Genomic DNA, 18982 nt, shown 5'->3' on the forward strand with positions numbered 1-18982 from the left:
CGCCAGCGCAATGGGGACTCGGGTGACCTCGCTGGGCGAATCCGGCGGAGGACTCTCATCTGGCTGGATCGACTTTCGGGGAAGGGCTTACCCGAGTGCGCAAGGTCGGCATCGTCGCACTTGCCCGGAAGCTCCGCATCGCGCTCTGGCGCTTCGTGAACTTCGGCGAGATCCCCGCCGGCGCGAAGCTCAAGCCCGCCTGAAGACAAGACTCAGGTAGGACGACGACGAGAACGGAACCCTACCGCGTGAACCCATGAACGATCGGCTGGTGGACCTGCCCGGACGATGCCGCCGGGTACCCTTCGAGGACCGCAAGTTCGATGGGGCAGCTCCCACCAGCGCTTCCACTTGGCTGCGTCTTTCAGCGAACAGAGGATTCGGTGACGGCCAGTGATTCCAATCGTGGCCGAACGGATAGAAGGTCGTGGAAGGACACCATCCTGCCCGCACGTGGAAACGGCCAGCCGCACGTCGGATGCACGGACTCGAACTGGAGACGTCGCTGACGACGACAACAACCTCACCCGGCGAGGGGACTACTTGACGGAATCTCCCTCATAGAAGGCGACACTTGCACGGAGGTCGCGGTCCTGCGGGGCCCCAGCCGTGTCGCGCTTCTGAAGTTCAGCCAGCACCCGGGGGCAAGGGCGTCAACCCTTCCCATACCTCGTCAAGTCGAAGCCGCTTACACGGAACTCGAATATCGGCTCGCCCTCCTGATAGATGCGCGGCTGCACCCGGACGACCTTGGCTGCCTTCATCCGCTGAAGAAAGCCATCTGCGTTCCGAATGAAGATGACAGTGCTGTCGTTGTCTGCTGCCGGCGAAGCGTGCCAGTCCTGTGGTTGGCCATCGTCGAATCTGATCATGACCTCGCAGCCATCCCATGATGGACATAGGAACTGGCCCTTCTCGATTGCGAGGATCACGTCGCGGCCGTATTTCGGATGATCCCTCAAGGTGAGTCCGGCGTGTTGCTCGCCTTGATAGGGAAAGCCGAAACTCACCGTGTTCTCCGACTCGATCCGCGCGGATCTCGCAGTCTTTCCCGTCATCGCATCTTCGGAGACGCTGTACGACCACTTAGCTTTCAACTCCTTCTCACGGGCCTCAGCCGCGGCTAGCTCGGCGCGCTTGCGCTCGGCCTCAGCAGCCGCCTGCGCCTCTGCCTCAAGCGCCGGTAGTGATTTCGCTGCTGCGGTGCCTTCCGGGGTTGCGCCGTAACGACTGATGAGGTCATGAGCAGCCTGGAGGGCGGCGGCAGATCTGCCTGCCTTCCTTTCGGCTTCGACCTTTGCAGCCAATTCTGATGCAGTTGGTGGCTTCTGTTCCGGCTCCTTCGTCGCGGCTGGCGGCTGCGCGCAGGCGGACAGGCCTGCGAGGACAATTGCGGCTAGGCAGGTTCGAAGCCTCATTGGCATTCCTCCGCAGTTCGGGGTTCTCCGGGGACGGTCAGGACGAAAGCCGGCCCAACTATTGAAAGTCCATCTTTGCACTTGACATCGGTTCAGGCCGCATCGCGGATGGCTGGATGCTTGAAGTAGGCAGCGACTCGAGCCGGCGATCTCTGGATTCTCCGAAGGTGACCCAGCGCTTGGCGATGCAGCGTCGCCTGGTCGGGCGCCGGGATGTCGGTGTAGACGTCGCGCTTGAAGTCGCTGTTGAGGTATTCGTCGGGGTTGAGCTCGGGCGAGTAGGGCGGCAGGAAGAAGACCGAGATCGCTTCGCTGTGCTTCGCGATCCACTGTCGAACGGGCGCTGCGAAGTGAAGCCCCAGCGCGACAAATAGACCGCAGTCGTACTCTTCGGAAGACGAATCCGGAACTCGCGGCGTACCAACTCCTGCACAGCCCGAAGCGTCCACAGCGCGAACCGCAGCCGAAGCTGATCGGGGCAACGATCGCGAAACCATCGCTGAACCTGCTCCTCCTGCTTCGCGGTGAGCTTGCGGCCCGTCCCTTCGGCTCGACCTCCACGATTCAGCTTCGCCGCAGCTCGAGTCGAGGCATCGAACTCCTTGGCGAGCTTTGAACAGTACGTGCGCGCGTACCCCGTGGTCGCGCTGATCTCGACCAGCGTCTTGCCCTCGCGGCGAAGCGCGACGAGCTGCCTGCGCAGCTCGACCCTTGCCTCCACACACAGCGTCCTTCGATCCCTCTTTCGCACGCGCGAAGTCTCTCAGGTTCATGCCACAACGGCAGGTGCAATACTGGACGGTTAATAGGCATTGTCCGCGTGCCGCTTGCTCGCTCGAAGTTTCTTAAGGATGTGAGATACGTTTTCCGGGTACCCGCCGGTGAAGTACTCGAACGTGAGCGGATTGGCAGTGTAGAAGTGACAACTGAGTTCAACCCAATCAGCGGTAGCCAGCGGACCGTTGAGCTTGAAGACCTTTTCTGAGCGCGCCTTGATGCGAACGGCAGTCTTGTCCGTCATATTGAAGTCTGAGTCCCGCCGCCGGAAGTACTCTTCCTCTGAGTAGAGCTGGATGGCTCCGTCAAAATGCCGAAAGCAGTTGGCCGACATGTCAAACTCAGCGTGCAGATAGCGCGCTGGAAAGTACTTTCTTCCTTGGATCTCGGTATGCACGCTGTCCGTCTTGATCTCAAGAGACTGGAACGTCTTGATGCCATCTAGCTCCCTCCACTGTATGTCGAGGCAGTAGGAGTTCGCGAAGAACAGGTCAACGTACCTGGGCTCTAGATCCAAAGGCGGGCGCAACTTCACTGTGCCTGGCTTGATTGCACGGACGTCCTCATTGAACGGCGCGCCGTACCAGGTATCTAATTCGAGGTAGCTGGTTCTGTCGACGTTGATTCTGACGCGATCCTCATCGATGGCGATGTACTTCTTGATGCCGGGGGCATCGAATGCCCAGAACAGATCGACAAATCGCGGCGCCCAGTTTGCGTTCGGGTGCATTTGGCGCCGAAAGCAGGGATGCGCCATCACGATGTAGTTGGCGCCAACGAAGAGTCCTTTCGACAAATGGCTGGGGGGGAGGTGCTCGGCTATTTCAGCATAGACGAACAGCCCATCTCGCTCCGTTGGGCGAAGCCCTGATAGCGCTCTTGCGATGCCGGGCGCCTTCGCAACTACACCGATGGTCTGGACGTACTCGAAGGCATTGGAGTGGAGCTGCAGCCCCCTTGCGGCGGCGAAGGCCGTGAAGGTCGAGATCGTATTGGCGGCCCTGCCGAGTTCCTCGCGGGCGCGCGCCGCCACTGCCGCCCGGTGTCGGGCCTGCAGCTCTTCAAACTCCGCGTCTTCCGCCATGGCCTACGAGTGAGCCAGAGTGCTCTTGCGACGCTCGCCAGCAGCGACGTCTCGCAGCGCCGCCCGCTGTAGGCTGCTGCTGGCCTTCTGCATTCACTCAACCTTCTCTGGGGCCTTCGTGGACCGCCTGGCGACCCTGCTCGGCACACTAGTGAAGCGCTCAAGGTCGCGAACGAAGTGGAGCAACATCATCATCGCCTCTTCATCTTCGGGGCCGACCATCATTTCGTGCATGAAGGGGCCTTCCCGCGTGATTTCGACAGTGTCACGGATGGCTCTGCGGGCGCGCTCGATGGCTTTGGAGTCGCCGTCCTGCACGGCACGGTACAACCCGACACCAAGTTCATAGAGCCACGGATAGTCGTCACGGAGCATGCTGAACATCATCAGAATCGGCAGCCCGGCTTGGTCGGGCGACTCACGGAGCACCGGATGATGTAGCAATTCTTCGAACATCATCGGATGGAATCGCCGTCGCTTTCGCATCCGCCGGATGCGGGCGTCGCCGCCGAGCTCACTAGCGACGCGATCAGGAACGTCCCTCACCAGAACCTTGATTTCCTCGAAGAACTTGGCCACCGATGTTTCATCGACGCGAGCTGATGGCTGGGCAGGTTCCTTCTTCCTATCCTTTAGCAGGGCGGCCACAGACTGCCGAAAGGCCTGCACTTGGCGCCGAACGGCTTCTTCTCGGGGCGCGGCCTGCGGGTGTCGACGAATGAGCTGAAGGACGAGGCCAGTAATTGCATCTTCCTCATCGGGCGAGTTCTGAAACTGTGCGAACGGTCCGGTCGCCGCCTCGTCCAGAGACACACCCAGCGCGATTCCAAGAACTCGATCGGTCGCGGACAGCTTGCCTTTCGCGACACCTGCCTCGTAGAGAATCCAGGGTCTGTTCACGCTGTGGGTAGTCAGCAGCGCCACGACGTCCGTGGCATCGTCGAGCTTCTTCATGATCGCTCGATACCACTCCTGCCCGTACTCGATGCCGGCCGTCCCCTTGCGGTCGGATGAACGAAACGACTTCAGGATCCCACCGCTTGCGTCGGTCAACAGGTTTCCGAACGCCTCGGCGAGATCCGCGTCGCGACTGTCGTGGCTGATGAAGACAAGCGGGCTCTCAGTAGTCGCACGCTTTGGCTCGACGACCGGGGCTGTGTGTGCCTGGGGGGAAGCCTTCCTGGAACGAGCCATAGATCATCTCCGCATGCGGGCTAGGTCCGTACTCGACTCCGCTCCCACCCCTCCCGCGATTCGGCGATCACATCACTTCTTGCCGTGTAACTCCGGCGGGAGGGCAGCGGTTGAATGGGGCGAAGTCCCATGGCTATCTGACTTTCGCGCAGTGTAGGCGGCGGCGAGGCGGCTGTCAAACACGACGTGAAGCGCTCAATAACACCCGAAGGACTCGAGCTCGCGCGAGAGACCAGTTCGTCACACGGAGCTCCGACGCTCGCTCGGTGTGGGCTCGGACAGCGCCGATGGCAGCGCTTGGCGCTCGCCGTTGAGCCACGACAGACTCGAAGAGTGAAGAGCCTCGAGGGCCGGCGGTCCGTTCCGAATCGCCTACTTCCCGGCTCCTTCGCTGACCCGCCTTGCCAAGCGCGCTCTGCGGAACACGACGACCCCCGTCCCGAGGCCGATCAGCACCGCCGCGCCGACACCGACGAAGGGGGGATACCAGCCAAGCCCCACGCCAGCGCCCGCCAGGCCGCCGGCGGCGAGGGCGGCAACGATCAAGGGAATGAGAACGAACGGGCTCTTCTTGTCCAAGAACTCACCTGTCGACCCTTCGGAAGGCACTCGGCTCGATCTCCACGGCTTCAAGCATGGACTGGGGAGAACGACGATCTCGCCGCACTTGTCGACCGAAGTTCCTGCCATGCGCTCCGGTGATCGGCCGAGCTCGCTGCGCAGCGGCGACGGTCCGCTCGGTCACTCCTCCTAGCACCGATCAGCGCGAGCGTGCCACGGCTCCGAGCCGGAACCAGCCTGCGGCTCCAAGCAACAGAACGAACACGAGAGCGCCGAGCGGGCTGACGGCGGGGACCTCGATCACGCCCGTTCCTTCGATCGCATCGATGTCATGGAAGGACGGTTTCAGCTCCCCTGACCAAATCGAGAACCAGCCGATCCACGTTTCCTCCAGCGAGAGCGGTGATAGACGGAGTCGATTGTAGGAAACGCCGTAGATTCCCATGATCGGTCCGCCCAAGTTCCGGCTGAACCAGAGATCGCCTCGAGAATCGAAAGCTCCATCCATGGGCATCGCCACTCCGAGGCCTGTGAGGTCGACGCTCCCCAGCGAAGCTCCCGTCTCCGGATCGATCTCCTCGAGGTTGTAGTGGAGGCCCGCGGGATACGGATCATCACACTCGGCGAGCGTGAAGAGCTGGTTCCCCTTCGCCGCGAGAAAGGTCGCATAACAGTGCGGCTTGAGGCCGATCCACTTCTCGGAAATCACGGTCCCGGTGCTCGGATCGAGCTGCCAGAGGAGGTGCCCACCGATCGCCCAGAGCCGGCCGTCGGCATCGAAGGAGATGCCGAGAAAGTCGATCCCGTGCGGCATCGGCCCGATCAACTGGGCGGAGCCATCTCGAATGCCGTAGAGCTGACCGCCCCGCTCGCAGCGGATCAATCCTGTTCTCGACACCGCTAGTCCGGAGCAACTGAATCGAGGGTTGGAAGTCCCAAGCTCCGAGATGAGCTGAGCCTTGTGGCTGTTCAGATCGACGCGCCACAGCGCGTTCATGTCGACGGACAAGGCGGTCTCGCCCCGTGCCACGGTCGCGGAGGCGAAGAGCGCCAGCAAGACGAGAATCCGCTTCATTCGATCCCTCCCGCCATCCCAACCAGCGCGCGTTGCCCGACCGATCGAGCGAATCATGGTGCGGGTGTTCCGTCCGTACCGCGCCCATCCCGCAACCGGAACCAAGCTGCTGCGGCCAGCAGCAGAACGAAGACGAGAGCGCCGAGCGGGCTGACGGCGGGGACTTCGATCACGCTCGTGCCTTCGATCGCAGCGAGATCCATGAAGGGCATGGCGAGGGGCCACGCGCCGCATTCTTGCGACGTCATCTCCGCGGAGAGTGGAGAGAGGCGGAGCCGCCAATACCGCACACAACCGGTCGGCCACGGATCCACGGGTGGCCCGTCGGAATCGCTGAACCAGAGGTCACCATTGCCGTCGAACTCGACATCTCTCGGCATGTGGAAGCCCAGCGAGCTCACGTCGATGGCCGACAACGAGGCGCCGGACCAGGGGTCGATCTCCTCGAGGCGAATCCGCGAGTCAGAGACACACCCGGTGACGGCGAACAGGCGGTTTCCTCTCGCCGCCAGGGCGTGGGTGTAGCAGCCGGCATCAAGGAGCAGCCACTTCTCCGAGATCATCGCGCCGGTCGCCGGGTCGAGCTGCTGGATGAACCTGCCACCCGTCCACCAGAGCCGACTATCCGCGTCGAACGCCAATCCACCGTCCTCCCAGAGGTCGTGGGGATTGGGCGCGAGCACTTGAACAGCACCCGGCCGAATCTCGGTGATTCCAGCGGTGCCGAGGCACCGCAGGTCACCGGAGCTCGACGCAGCCAACGTCCCGCATTCGAATCCGGACCACGGAGAAGGGGGCGGCGCGGTGAAGGAATAGACGAGCTGGCTCTCGCGGGTCCTCAGGTCGACACGCCAGAGGGCACTGTCCTCGACCGACAAAACCGTCTGCCCTCGTGCCGCAGTCGCCGACGCCAAGAGCGCCAGCAAGACGAGAATCCGCTTCATTCGACCCCTCCCGCTTCTCTGGAAGACGAAGAGCACCAGCTCGCCCTGACGCAGGGTCGACAAGCCACCCACCAGCAACCGGCCACCGGCCGTGCGCCGGGTTTCTGGCCGGAGAAGCGGGCGAGCCGTCGCATGCGAGGGGTCATGGCGATGCGTCACGGTCCTGGACTCTGTATTCCCGATTAGTGTACTCCCGGGATGGACCGTAGCCAACGGCGGCGAGGCGTGAGGGGTGTCCGAGCTGCGTCCCGGCGCGCTCGCGGGACCGGGGGCTCTCTGCCCGTCCTCTTCATGCCGCACTTCGGCATAAGATCCGCGAATGCAAGCCCACCACCTCGACTTCGCTCTCTGGGAACGGGTGCTGCTCGCCGTGTTCATCGCGGTGTCGGCGGCGATCTTCGCGCGAAATTTCGGGGCGCGTCTCTCGAAGGTGCGCCAGGGGAAGAACGATCGGCCGCGGACCGACCGCGTCGGCGCCCGGCTGCGGCGCTTCGTCGACGAGGTCGTCCTGCAGAAGAAGGTGATCGGCGACCGGCCGGTGGTCGGGACGCTGCACGCCTTCGTCTACTTCGGCTTCGTCTGCTTCGGCCTCGAGACCGTCGACCACTTCCTCAAGGGCCTGGGCCTGCCGTTCCTCCAGCCGATCCTCGGCGGCGCGCTGCCGATCTTCAAGACCTTCATCGCGGTCGTCGCCGTCGCCGTCACCGTCGGCATCCTCGGCCTCGCCTTCCGCCGCTTCGTGATGAAGCGGATCTCGCCCGACCCGAAGTCGTGGAGCTCGGCGGTCGTCGCCACGATGATCGTCCTGCTCATGCTGACCTATCTCAACAGCGTCGCGCCGACCACCCTGCTGCCGAAGGCCAACTGGTGGCTGCACGCCGCGATCATCCTGGTCTTCCCGCACCAGATCCTGCGCAGCAAGCACCTCCACCTCGTCCTCTCGCCGGCGACCATCTTCCTCAAGACCCACCGGATGGCCGAGATCCTGCCGCTCGATCTCTCCGAGGAGGCGCTCGGCGCCGACGGCGCGACGCTCGGGCTCGAGACGATGAAGGACACGCCGTGGAAGATGCGGCTCGACTTCCTCACCTGCGTCGAGTGCAAGCGCTGCACCGAGCAGTGCCCGGCCAACGGCGCCGGCCAGGCGCTCGACCCGCGCGCCTTCGTCCTCGCCGGCCGCAAGACGATGATGGAGCTCGCCGACGACGCCGCCGTCGTCGGCAACGTGATCTCCACCGAGGCACTCGGCCAGTGCACGAGTTGCGGCGCCTGCGAGTCGATCTGCCCGGTCGGCATCGAGCACCTGCAGATCCTTACCGGCGCCAAGCGGGCGCAGGCGCTCGCCAGCGGCCAGGGGATGGTCGCCTCGCAGTTCCTGCAGGCGATGGAGCGCTACGGCAACCCGTTCTCGGCGCCCACCTCGACGCGCGCCAAGCTCGTCGACGAGCTGGCCATCCCGGAGTTCGAGCCGGGCAAGACCGAGTGGCTCCTCTGGCTCGGCTGCGTCTGGGGCTACAACGCCGACGCCAAGGCGCCGGCGGCGGCGATGGTCAAGGTGCTGCGACACGCCGGCGTCTCCTTCGGCGTGCTCGGTGACGAGGCCTGCTGCGGCCACCACAACCGCCGGCAGGGCGAGGAGATGCAGTTCCAGACCTTCGCCCAGCAGAACCTCGAGACGCTCAAGGCCGCCGGAGTCGAGAAGATCGTCACCCCCTGCCCGCACTGCTTCCACACGCTGCGGCGCGAGTACCCGACGCTCGACGCCGCCTTCTCCCCACGCGTCGTCCACCACTCCGAGCTGCTCGTCGACCTGCTCCGGCGCGGCTCGCTGCAGCTCACCCGCAACGGGAACGGCGCGGTACCGACGACCTTCCACGACCCCTGCTACCTCGGCCGCTACGAGGGCGTGCTCGACGAGCCGCGCGAGATCCTCGCCGCCGCCGGCTTCGCCGTCACCGAGATGGGACGGAAGCGCGAGCGCTCCTACTGCTGCGGCGGCGGCAACGCCGGCTTCGCGCGCGAGCAGGAGGTCGCGGTGCGCGTCGACCAGAAGCGCAAGGAGGAGGTCGTCGCCACCGGCGCGAAGCTCCTCGTCACCGCCTGCCCGGAGTGCAAGATGATGCTCAACTCCGCGGTCGAGGACACGCAGGACCTCGCCGAGGTGGTGGCAGCGGCGCTTCCTCCACCGCCGGGCGTGTCCTTGCCCGCCTGACGGAGGTGATGTTTCAAAGGGGTGAGGGCGGGAGCTTCGCGCACCCGCTCCTCCCCCGCCGCGGGTCCTGTCCGGTCCGCTTCCCGTGGCCGTCCTCGGCTGCGGGAGGCGTTTCCGCTAGTCTTCTCCTCCTCGGCGCAGCCGGCGGCGCGGCCTCGGGAGCCCTCGGCTCGACCCCGCACCGTCCCCCGCTCGGCGACGTCGACCTGCGCTCGCGAAGGAGAGAGTCGCCCATGCCATCCTCGATCGACCATCGCTGCGGTTCCCTTCGGTCTCTCCTCACCAGAATCTCCTTCGCCCGCCTCTTCGCGGCGGTCGGCCTGCTGGCGCTCACCCCCCCGGCTCAGTCGCAACAGCTCACCTTCGACCTGATCAGCGGCGAGAAGGCCAACGGCAAGCGCGCCGAGCAGGTGCAGTTCCGCCCAGGCAGCGAGGTGCTGACCTACGTCTGGGACGACGGAAGCGGACGCAAGCTCTGGGCGCTCGATGCGGCGACGGCGAAGAGCACCGTGCTCGTCGACTACGGCGCGCTGCCGCCCGCGTCGCCCGCGGGGCAAGGAGGGCCGGGCGGCAAGGGCTTCGCGCCGGCGAGCTATGCGTGGTCGAAGGACGGCAAGCTCCTCCTCTTCGAAGCCGCAGGCGATCTCTTCACCCTCGAGCCGCCCGCCGGCAGCCTGCGCCGGCTGACTTCGACGGCCGCCGAAGAAGAGCGCGCGCAGCTTTCGCCCGACGGCGCGCGCGTCGCCTTCGTGCGGGAGGCAAATCTCTACGTGCTCGATCGGGCAAGCGGCGAGGAACAGGCGCTCACCAGCGACGGCAAGCCGGGCGAGGTGCTCAACGGCACCACCGACTGGGTCTATTGGGAAGAGATCTGGGGGCGCAATCCGGAGAGCTTCTGGTGGAGCCCCGACGGCACCGCGATCGCCTACTACCACTTCGACGATCGCGACGTGCCGACCTATCCGGTGATCGACTACCGGCCGACCTACCCGGAGGTCGATCCGCAGCGCTACCCGAAGGCCGGGCAGACCAATCCGACCGTGCGCTTCGGCGTCGTCGAGCTCGCCACCCATGCGACGCGCTGGCTCGCCACCGGCGGCGACCCGACCGACTACCTCGCCCGTCTCGCCTGGTCGCCCGACAGTCGCGAGCTCGCCGTGCAAAGGATGGTGCGCGGACAGGATCGGATCGACGTCCTCGCCTGCTCGCGCGCCGACGGCAGTTGCCGCTCGCGCCTCGTCGAGAGTTGGCCGACCTGGGTCAACCTTGGCGAGGAATTCCGCTGGCTCGCCGACGGGACCTGGCTCTGGGGCTCCGAGCGCGACGGCTGGCGACATCTCTATCGCATCGGCAAGGACGGCAGTGCCCGGCGCCTGCCCCCTGAAGGCTGGGCGATCGCTTCGCTCGACGCGGTGCTCGACAAGATCGGCGAGAAGGGCGAGGGAAAGCCCGGGCTCGCGATCGTCACCGCGTATCCCACGGCCGGCCTCGGTCCCGCAGGGCGTCAGGTGCTCGCGGTGCGCCTCGACGGCTCGGGCTTCCGCGCGCTCAGCGAAGGTCGCGGCTGGCATGCGGTGGGAGCGGCTTCGGATGCGGGGCTCTGGGTCGAGAACACGAGCGACGCCGACACACCGCGCCCGGCCCGCCTGCGCCGTCTCGATGGCGCGATGGTCGCGGAGCTGCCCTACGAGCCGGCCCCGGGCATCGACCTCGCCTCGCTGCCGAAGTGGGAGTTTCTTACCATCCCCGGCCCCGGCGGCTCGACGTTGCCGGCGCGGATGCTCAAGCCGCGACAGCTCGAGCCCGGCAAGAAGCTGCCGGTGCTGATGTACCACTACGGCGGGCCCGGCTCGCAGGTGGTCGTCGACCGCTGGGGCGGCGCCCGCGAGCTGTGGAATCACCTCATGGTGCAGCGTGGCTTCGTTGTTTTCGAGGTCGACAACCAGGCCTCGCTCTTCTTCGGCAAGCGCGGCGAGGACCTTCTCCACCGCCGCTTCGGCGAGGTCGAGCTCGCCGGCCAGCTCGCCGGCGTCGAGTACCTCAAGAGCCTGCCCTACGTCGACGGCACGCGCCTCGGCCTCTGGGGCTGGTCGGGCGGCGGCAGCAACACGCTCTACAGCGTGCTGCGCGCCCCGGGCGTCTGGAAGGCCGCGGTCGCCGGTGCGCCGGTGACCGACTGGTCGCTCTACGACTCGGTGTGGACCGAGCGCTACCTCGACAGCCCGCAGGAGAACCCCGAGGGCTATCGCCTGTCGTCGGCGGTGACGCATGCCGCGGCACTCGCCGACGCGCTCCTGGTGCTCCACGGGACCGGCGACGACAACGTCCACCCGCAGAATTCGCTCCACCTGTTCAGCGCCTTCGTCGACGCCAAGCGCCCGTTCGAACAGGCGCTCTACCCGGGGCAGAAGCACGGGTTCCGCGGCGCCGCGGCACGCCACTCGACCGAGCGGATGACCGAGTTCTTCGAGCGCCACTTGCTGGCTCCCTGAGGCACTCCCGGAGCTACAATCCCTCCGTGGCCACCCCCGAGGCGACCGTCGCACTCGAGGCCTTCCTCCGCGACCTCGCGCTCGCCTGGAGGAATCTCGCCACCTACCCACCCGGACACCCGGCGCTGCTCGGCAGCGTCGAGCGCGCCTTCGCTCAGCTCCGGCCGCTGCTCGCGATGACCGGCGAGCTGCGCCTCGGGGTGGTCCCCGGCGCACTCGCCTGGGTCGAGACGAAGCTCGAGTCGATGCCGGCGCAGCGCCTCTCGGAGGTGTTGCACCGCCGTCATGTCGCGGTGCTGTCGTTCCGCGAGGGGATCACGCTCAAAGAGCTCGGCGGATTCCTCCGCCTCCTTCCCGGCGACCCGAAGAACCCGGGGCAGAGCCGACTCGACCTGGAGCTGCTGGAAGAAGGGATCCTCGGCGTGCGCGCCGAGCCGATCGACTACTCCGCCCTGCGCGTCGCCGACGAGGAGGACGAGCTCCACGAGATCGAGCATCGCGGCGAGTCGCTCGAGGAGCGCATCATCCAGGAGCTGCTCGAGGGGCGCCATCTCGCCCTCGACGAGAGCGAAGGCGAGGATCTCGCGGCCCGCAGCGCCCGTCGCGAGATGGAGCGCATCGTCGAGCGGCTCCTGGCCGCGCTGGCCGCGGCGCAGCAGCTCCGCGCCGGCGGCCAGACCGGCGAGGGCGCCGGCTCCGCGCCCGGCGCGGCGGCGTTCGCCAGCCGCGCCACGCTCGCCGAGGCGTTGGCGCGGATGGTTCGCGGCTCGCTCGCCGACCGGACCGACCCGTCCCGCGGCGACAGCCTCGCGCAGCTCACCGCGCTGCTGCGCGCCCTGCCGGCCGACCTGCGCTCACCCGTCCTCGAGGCGGCGATCGCCGCACTCGCCGGCCTCGACGGTGATGCCGAAGCGCTCCGACAACTGGCCGCCTCGTTGCCGCCGGCCGAGGTGCTGCGGGCCTTTCGCCAGCTCGCGCAGCAGAAGTTCCGCTTCTCGCCGCTCGCCCTGCGTGTCGCCCAGGCGCTCGCCGCCGCGGCGCAGGAGGAGGCGCGTGCTCGCGAGCGACACGCCGACGCCCGGAGCCTCGCCGCGGCCCTGCGTTCGCTCTTCGCCGACGAGGACGTCGACCGCTTCGGCAGCGGGGGCAAGGAGCCGGCGCCGAACGTGACCCTGCCGAAGGTCGTCCAGCCGGCGAGCCCTCCGCCCGATCTCGGCAGCCTGCGCGAGTCGCTCGAACCCGAGGCGCTCGATCGGCAGCTCACCCTCACCCTGCTCGACCTGCTGGAGAGCCCGCTCGCCCGCAGCGAAGGGATCGAGCCGGTGCTCGGGCAGCTTCAACGCCTCTTCCGGCAGGCGCTCGAAGACGGCCGCCCGCGCGCCGCCACCGAGATCCTCGAACGCCTGCAGGTTCTCGCGGCCAGCGCCCTGCTCGACGAGGCGTCGCGCAGCGCCATCCGGCGCTCGATCGAACGGCTGGCGAGCCGCGAGAGCGTCCTGTCGCTCGTCGGCGCCCTCGCGTCGATGACCGAATCGGCGCTCGCCCAGAGCATGAACCTGGTCGTCCTCCTCGGCGGCCCGGCGATTCGCCACCTGCTCGCCGCGCTCGTCGAGGAACGGGACCGCTCGCGCCGGCACCAGCTTCTCGAGTTCCTCTGCTCGATCGGCCATCCGATCGCCCCGGAGGCGATCGCGCTGCTCGCCGACAGCCGGTGGTTCGTGGTGCGCAACGCCCTCGTCATCCTGCGACGGATCGAGGACCGCACGTCACTCCCGGCCGTGCGCAAGTGCGCCGAGCACGCCGACATCCGCGTGCGCGTCGAGGCGATCCGCAACCTCTTCTCCTTCGACAGCGAGATGCCGCGACAGCTGCTCGAACAGGCGCTGCGCGACCCCGACCCGAAGCTCGCCGACTCGGCGATCACCCTTGCCGCGCGGCGCGGCTTCCACGAGGCCGTCGAGCCGCTGGTCGATCTCTTGCGCCCGTGGGACCCGTTCGGCCGCCGCCGCGCCCTGCGGCTGCGCGCCTGGTGGGCGCTCGGCCAGATCGGCGATGCGCGGGCGCTCGACGCGCTGCGACGGTTCTTCTCCCCGGGGCTCTTCAAGCTCGACTCGCTCGAGGAGCGCCGGGCCGCGTTCAAGGCGCTCGCCGCCTTCGAGCCCCGCGATCGCGCGCCGTGGGTCGAGCGCGGCATGCGCATCCGCGACCCGCAGATCCGGGCGATGTGCCAGCGCCTCGCGGCCGATCCGGCGGTGCGTGACGAGCCCCACCCGGAGGATCTCGGTCATGAGTGAGCCCCGGCTCCCCGCCAACGCCGACCCTCAGGCCACCGTCGCACCGCTCGCCGCGGCGCTCACCGCCCGCTCGCTCTACCCGGGCGTCCACCCGCGCGTCGCCGCGGCGATCGGCGCCGCGGTCGGCGCGTTGCGCGCCTTCCTCGACGCGAGCGGGACCGACGAGGTCTCGATCCTGCGCGTCGGAGACGACCTCGCGGTGGCGGGACAGGCGCTGCGCGGCGGAGGAATCGTCGTCCGCGGCTTCCGCAACTCGCTCGAACGCCACGGCATCGAGGGGCTGACGGTGCGGCGCGGCCTCGACGTCGCCGAGCTCGGCGAATTCCTCGGCGATCTTTGCGAAGGCCGGGGCGCGAAGTCGACGCTGCATCTCCAGGTCGGGCAGGTTTCGGCCACCATCGGCGGCGGGCCCGAAAGCGAGCAGGCACCGCCCGAGCTCGACGAGACCGCCGCACGCGCGCTCGCCGACCTCCCGTCCCGCAACGCGCTGACCCCGGAGGCGCTCGCCGCCGCACGCGAGGCGCTCGAAGCGGCAGGAAACGGCACCGGCAAGGCGCGAGTCGACGCCTTCGAGCGGCTCGCCTCGCAGGCCCTCGCCGCCCTCGCGCTCGCCACCGAGACGATCCTGCCGCTGACACCGATCGCCGGCGAGGAGGACGAGCTCTTCCAGCACAGCCTGCGCGTCTGTTTCCTCACCCTGGGACTCGGACGAGCCCTCGGCTTCCACGGCGATCCGCTGCGCGACCTCGGGATCGCCGCCTTCCTCCACGATGTCGGCAAGCTCGCGCTGCCCGCCGAAGTGCGGCGCACCCGGGGACGCCTCGACGCCGCCACCTGGCGGCTGCAGCAGCTCCATCCCGAGCTCGGAGCGGCCCGGCTGAGCGGTGTGGAGGGAGCTCCGGCGGTGGCGATCCTGGTCGCCTACGAGCACCACTGGCGCGCCGACGGCGCGCCGTCGTTCCCGGCGATGCGGACACCGCGGCGCCCCGGTCTCGCCAGCCAGATGGTCGCCGTGGCCGATGCCTACGACGTCTTCGCCTCGGCGGTCGCCGACCAGGGAGACGCCGGACGCGTCGCCGCGTTGACGATGCTGGCGCAGCGCGGGGCGCAAGGCGCCCTGAACGCCGAGCTGGTCGGCCGACTCGCCGAGATGCTGCCGGCTCAGCCGGCCTGATCGAGATCGAAGGGCGCGCCGCCGCGCTGGATGAACCGGTCGACGACCTGGAAGATCAGGTCGCGCTGGGTCGGCGGGACGTCGAGGAATTTCAGACCGAATCCCGCCGGGTTCGCCGGAGGGTCGTCCTGCGACCGGACCCAGGCCACCTCGCCGCTCCCGTGGACCACCCCCGCCCGATCGGGGAGATCGAGCTCGAAACGCAACACGCTCCCCACCGGCGGCGGCGTCGGCGTCTGGACGAACATGCCGCCGATCGAGACGTTGCGACAGACCTCGCGGACGAAGCTCGCGAAGTCGGGCAGCAGGACGCGCACCTCGACCACCAGCGGCACCCGGGGTGCAGTGCGCCGGTTCGCTCCAACGAAAGGAGCGGCCGACGGTTCGGTCACGTGCCCTCGTCGCGGTGCCGGCGCATGATCAGCGCGCCGTTCGTCCCGCCGAAGCCGAACGAGTTGGTGAGCGCCACCTCCATCGCCGCGTGCCTCGGCGCACCGGGCACGAAGTCGAGATCGCAACCCTCCCCCGGATGATCGAGGTTGAGCGTCGCCGGGTAGACCTGCTCGCGCAGGGCGAGCGCGAGGATTCCGGCTTCGAGCCCGCCCGCCGCGCCGAGCAGATGGCCGGTCGCCGACTTCGTCGACGAGACCGCGAGCTGGTAGGCGTGCTCGCCGAAGATCTGCTTGATCGCGGCGACCTCGGCGAGGTCGCCGAGGGGGGTCGAGGTGCCGTGCGCGTTGATGTAGTCGATCGCCGTGGGCGCGAGCGAGGCGTCGGCGAGCGCCAGGCGCATGACTGCCGCACCGCCGAGCCCTTCCGGATGGGGTGCCGAGATGTGGTAGGCGTCGGCGCTCATGCCGTAGCCGACGATCTCGGCGTAGATCGGCGCGCCGCGGCGCCGGGCCGATTCGCGCTCCTCGAGCACCAGGATGCCGGCGCCCTCACCCATGACGAACCCGTCGCGGTCGCGGTCCCACGGCCGCGAGGCGCTCTGCGGATCGTCGTTGTGCCGGGACAGCGCGCCCATCGCCGAGAAGCCGGCCACCGCGAGCGGGGTGATCACCGACTCGGTGCCTCCCGCCACCATCGCCTCGGCGTAGCCGTGCTGGATCAGCCGGTAGGCGTCGCCGACGGCGTGCAGTCCGGTCGTGCAGGCGGTGCAGGGAGCGGTGTTCGGTCCGCGCGCGCCGAGCTTGATCGACACCTGGCCGGCCGCCAGGTTGACGATCAGACCGGGGATGAAGAACGGCGACACGCGGGTGGGCCCGCGTTCGAGCAGCGTCGTGTGCATCCGCTCGATCAACGGCAGGCCGCCGATCCCCGAGCCGATCACCACACCGACCCGCTCGGCATTCTCCTCGGTGACGCGCAGGCCGGCGTCGGCGACCGCCATCATGCTCGCCGCCACCGCATAGTGAATGAAGGCGTCGGACTTCTTGACGTCCTTCTTCTCGATCCAGCGCTCGGCCTGGAACCCCTTCACCTCTCCGGCGATACGGCTCTCCCAGCCGCTGGCGTCGAACCGGGTGATCGGGCCGATCCCGCTGCGGCCGGCGAGCAGTGCCTGCCAGGTCTCGTGCGTACCGACACCGAGCGGCGACACCAAGCCGACGCCGGTGACGACGACACGTCGTCGTTCCATGGACATCTCGCGATGAGGGAAGGGTGAGACCGCCCGAAAGGCGTTCAGCTCTTCTCGGGGCTGTGCTTCTCGATGTAGGCGACCGCCTCGGAGACGCGGCCGATCTTCTCGGCATCCTCGTCGGGGATTTCGATGCCGAACTCCTCTTCGAAAGCCATCACGAGCTCGACGATGTCGAGCGAGTCGGCGCCCAGATCCTCGGTGAAGCTGGCTTCGGAGGTGACCTCGTCGGCTTCAACTCCGAGCTGCTCCACGATGATGCTCTTCACTTTCTCAGCGACGGACATCGGTGTCGTCCTCCTAGGGGGGGTTCGCGCCAAGGCGCCCTGAAGTTTCTAGCACATCCCGCGCGCCGGAGTCCACGTCGCGCGGGCGCTCCTCTACATGTATAGACCGCCGGAAACGTTGAGCACGTGACCGGTGACGTAGCCCGCTTCTTCACTCGCCAGATAGGCCACCGCCGCCGCCACGTCGTCGGGCGCGCCGATCCGCGCCAGAGGGATCTGGGCAAAGAGCGCCTGACGGGCAGCGTCGGGCAGCGCAGCGGTCATCGCCGTCTCGATGTAGCCCGGGGCGACGACGTTGACCGTGACGTTCCGACTGGCGATCTCGCGCGCCAGCGACTTGCTGAAGCCGACGAGGCCCGCCTTGGCGGCCGCGTAGTTGGCCTGCCCGGCGTTGCCCATCAGCCCGACGACCGACGAGACCGAGATGACGCGGCCCCAGCGCCGGCGGATCATTCCGCGTACCAGCTCCCGCGTCACCGCGAAGGCACCGGTGAGGTTGGTCCGCAGCACTTCGTCCCACTGCTCGAGCGAGATGCGCGGCAGCAGGTTGTCGCGGGTGATCCCGGCGTTGTTGACCAGCACGTCGATCTCCGCGAAGCGCTCGGGAATGGTGCGCAGGCGCTCGCCGACAGCGGCCGGAGCGGCGAGATCGAGCCTCCAGAGCGTGAGCCTCCCCGCCCGCCGCGACGATCTCCGCGGCCAGGGCGTCGAGTCGTGCGCGATTGCGCGCCGCCAGCACCAGACGGGCGCCGCTGCCGGCGAGCCGGCGAGCGACCGCTTCGCCGATCCCCTGCGAAGCACCGGTGACGAGTGCGGTCCTGCCGTCGAGTCGGAACATGGTCACCTCGCGGTCAACTGCTCGGAGAGCCGGTCGATCCCGTCGGGCTCGTTGATCGAAATCGTACGCGCCTGCGGGGCGATGCGCTTGATCAGCCCGGCGAGCACCGAACCGGGGCCGATCTCGACGAAGAGCTCCACGCCGAGCGACTCCGCCATGAAGCGGATCGACTCGGTCCAGCGCACCGGACCGTCGATCTGCCGTTCGAGCGCCTGGCGAGCGGCCGCTCCGGTCGTCACCGGGCTCGCGTCGATGTTGGTCACCACCGGCACGCGCGGATCGGCGAAGCGCGCGGCAGCGAGGTCGGGGGCGAGTCCCTCGCGCGCCGGTCGCATCAAGGCGCAGTGGAACGGCGCCGAGACCGGCAGCGGCAGCGCCCGCTTGGCGCCGCGTTCCTTGGCGAGCCCCATCGCCCGCTCGACCGCGCCGCGATGGCCGGCGAGCACCGACTGCTCGGGCGAGTTGAAGTTCGCCACCGCGCAGACCTCGTCCCCCGCCGCCGCAGCCGCCACCTCGGCCACCGCCTCCGGGGCAAGTCCGAGCACAGCCGCCATCGCTCCGACCCCCACCGGCACCGCCTGCTGCATCAGCTCGCCGCGCCGCCGTACCAGCCGCAACGCGTCGCCGAGCGACAGGGTCCCGGCGGCCACGTGGGCCGTGTACTCGCCGAGCGAGTGGCCGGCCACGGCGACCGGCGCAAGCTCCGTGAGCGTCGCCGAGACGGCGCGCGCCATGGCGATCGACGCGGCGAGAATCGCCGGCTGGGTGTTGGCGGTCAGCTGCAGCTCGCTCTCCGGCCCCTCGAAGCAGAGCGCCGAGAGCGACAGACCGAGCGCGGCATCGGCCTCGGCGAAGACCGCCGACGACGCGGCGAAGCGTTCCGCCCAGGCCTTCCCCATGCCCACCTTCTGCGAGCCCTGTCCCGGGAACACGAACGCCAAGCGTGGGGCCTCGTTGGCCATCGTCGACTTCCCTCCGTGTCTCGTCGTT

Annotated in this window: 15 protein-coding genes and 2 pseudogenes; 5 read left to right on the top strand and 12 right to left on the bottom strand. The window is 68.0% G+C overall.

What is annotated here, in order from left to right; genetic code table 11:
- Positions 1–101: 101 nt before the first annotated feature.
- A pseudogene (locus IPJ17_16650) lies at positions 102–203 on the top strand (IS110 family transposase).
- Positions 204–653: 450 nt separating this feature from the next.
- Here IPJ17_16650 and IPJ17_16655 read toward each other — a convergent pair.
- The 7 genes from IPJ17_16655 to IPJ17_16685 form a co-directional block, all read right to left on the bottom strand.
- Positions 654–1418, bottom strand: a complete 765-nt coding sequence (locus IPJ17_16655) for a hypothetical protein (protein QQR73097.1) — start codon at positions 1416–1418, stop codon at positions 654–656.
- Positions 1419–1510: 92 nt separating this feature from the next.
- Complete coding sequence (locus IPJ17_16660; protein QQR73098.1) at positions 1511–1867, bottom strand: transposase; 357 nt, start codon at positions 1865–1867, stop codon at positions 1511–1513.
- Between the two features lie 353 nt (positions 1868–2220).
- A complete protein-coding gene (locus IPJ17_16665) occupies positions 2221–3279 on the bottom strand; it encodes a hypothetical protein (protein ID QQR73099.1) in 1059 nt (352 codons plus the stop codon).
- Positions 3280–3372: 93 nt separating this feature from the next.
- Positions 3373–4473: a toll/interleukin-1 receptor domain-containing protein gene (locus IPJ17_16670; protein ID QQR73100.1), complete on the bottom strand. Its 1101-nt coding sequence runs from the start codon at positions 4471–4473 to the stop codon at positions 3373–3375.
- A gap of 372 nt (positions 4474–4845) precedes the next feature.
- Positions 4846–5052: a hypothetical protein gene (locus tag IPJ17_16675; protein QQR73101.1), complete on the bottom strand. Its 207-nt coding sequence runs from the start codon at positions 5050–5052 to the stop codon at positions 4846–4848.
- 181 nt (positions 5053–5233) lie between these two features.
- Positions 5234–6109 carry a hypothetical protein gene (locus IPJ17_16680; GenBank protein ID QQR73102.1) on the bottom strand — a complete coding sequence of 292 codons (876 nt, stop codon included), beginning with the start codon at positions 6107–6109 and terminating at the stop codon, positions 5234–5236.
- Between the two features lie 53 nt (positions 6110–6162).
- Entirely contained in the window at positions 6163–7053 is an 891-nt protein-coding gene (locus IPJ17_16685) for a hypothetical protein (GenBank protein QQR73103.1), read from the bottom strand.
- A gap of 319 nt (positions 7054–7372) precedes the next feature.
- Here IPJ17_16685 and IPJ17_16690 point away from each other — a divergent pair, with 319 nt between their 5' ends.
- The 4 genes from IPJ17_16690 (at position 7373) to IPJ17_16705 (ending at position 15225) form a co-directional block, all read left to right on the top strand.
- Positions 7373–9265, top strand: a complete 1893-nt coding sequence (locus IPJ17_16690; GenBank protein ID QQR73104.1) for a (Fe-S)-binding protein — start codon at positions 7373–7375, stop codon at positions 9263–9265.
- A 233-nt stretch (positions 9266–9498) separates the two neighbouring features.
- Positions 9499–11757, top strand: a complete 2259-nt coding sequence (locus tag IPJ17_16695; protein QQR73105.1) for a DPP IV N-terminal domain-containing protein — start codon at positions 9499–9501, stop codon at positions 11755–11757.
- Between the two features lie 26 nt (positions 11758–11783).
- Positions 11784–14051 (top strand): HEAT repeat domain-containing protein, encoded by a 2268-nt coding sequence (locus tag IPJ17_16700; GenBank protein ID QQR73106.1) that lies wholly within the window; start codon positions 11784–11786, stop codon positions 14049–14051.
- Positions 14044–15225 (top strand): HD domain-containing protein, encoded by a 1182-nt coding sequence (locus tag IPJ17_16705; GenBank protein QQR73107.1) that lies wholly within the window; start codon positions 14044–14046, stop codon positions 15223–15225. The genes IPJ17_16700 and IPJ17_16705 overlap by 8 nt, the downstream gene beginning before the upstream one ends.
- Here the strand turns inward: IPJ17_16705 and IPJ17_16710 are convergent.
- From IPJ17_16710 to fabD, 5 genes and pseudogenes are all read right to left on the bottom strand, one after another.
- Entirely contained in the window at positions 15213–15617 is a 405-nt protein-coding gene (locus tag IPJ17_16710; protein QQR73108.1) for a TIGR02266 family protein, read from the bottom strand. The two genes, IPJ17_16705 and IPJ17_16710, sit on opposite strands and share 13 nt — an antisense overlap.
- Positions 15614–16867 (bottom strand): beta-ketoacyl-ACP synthase II, encoded by a 1254-nt coding sequence (gene fabF / locus IPJ17_16715; protein QQR73109.1) that lies wholly within the window; start codon positions 16865–16867, stop codon positions 15614–15616. Before fabF ends, IPJ17_16710 begins: the two co-directional genes overlap by 4 nt.
- Before the next feature lie 44 nt (positions 16868–16911).
- Positions 16912–17154 carry an acyl carrier protein gene (locus IPJ17_16720; protein QQR76207.1) on the bottom strand — a complete coding sequence of 81 codons (243 nt, stop codon included), beginning with the start codon at positions 17152–17154 and terminating at the stop codon, positions 16912–16914.
- Positions 17155–17247: 93 nt separating this feature from the next.
- Positions 17248–17992 (bottom strand): annotated as a pseudogene (gene fabG / locus IPJ17_16725) (3-oxoacyl-[acyl-carrier-protein] reductase).
- Positions 17993–17994: 2 nt separating this feature from the next.
- A complete protein-coding gene (gene fabD, locus IPJ17_16730) occupies positions 17995–18954 on the bottom strand; it encodes an ACP S-malonyltransferase (GenBank protein QQR73110.1) in 960 nt (319 codons plus the stop codon).
- Positions 18955–18982 lie beyond the last annotated feature (28 nt).

The sequence above is a fragment of the Holophagales bacterium genome, from assembly GCA_016699405.1.
In the GTDB taxonomy this organism is placed as follows: domain Bacteria; phylum Acidobacteriota; class Thermoanaerobaculia; order Multivoradales; family JAGPDF01; genus JAAYLR01.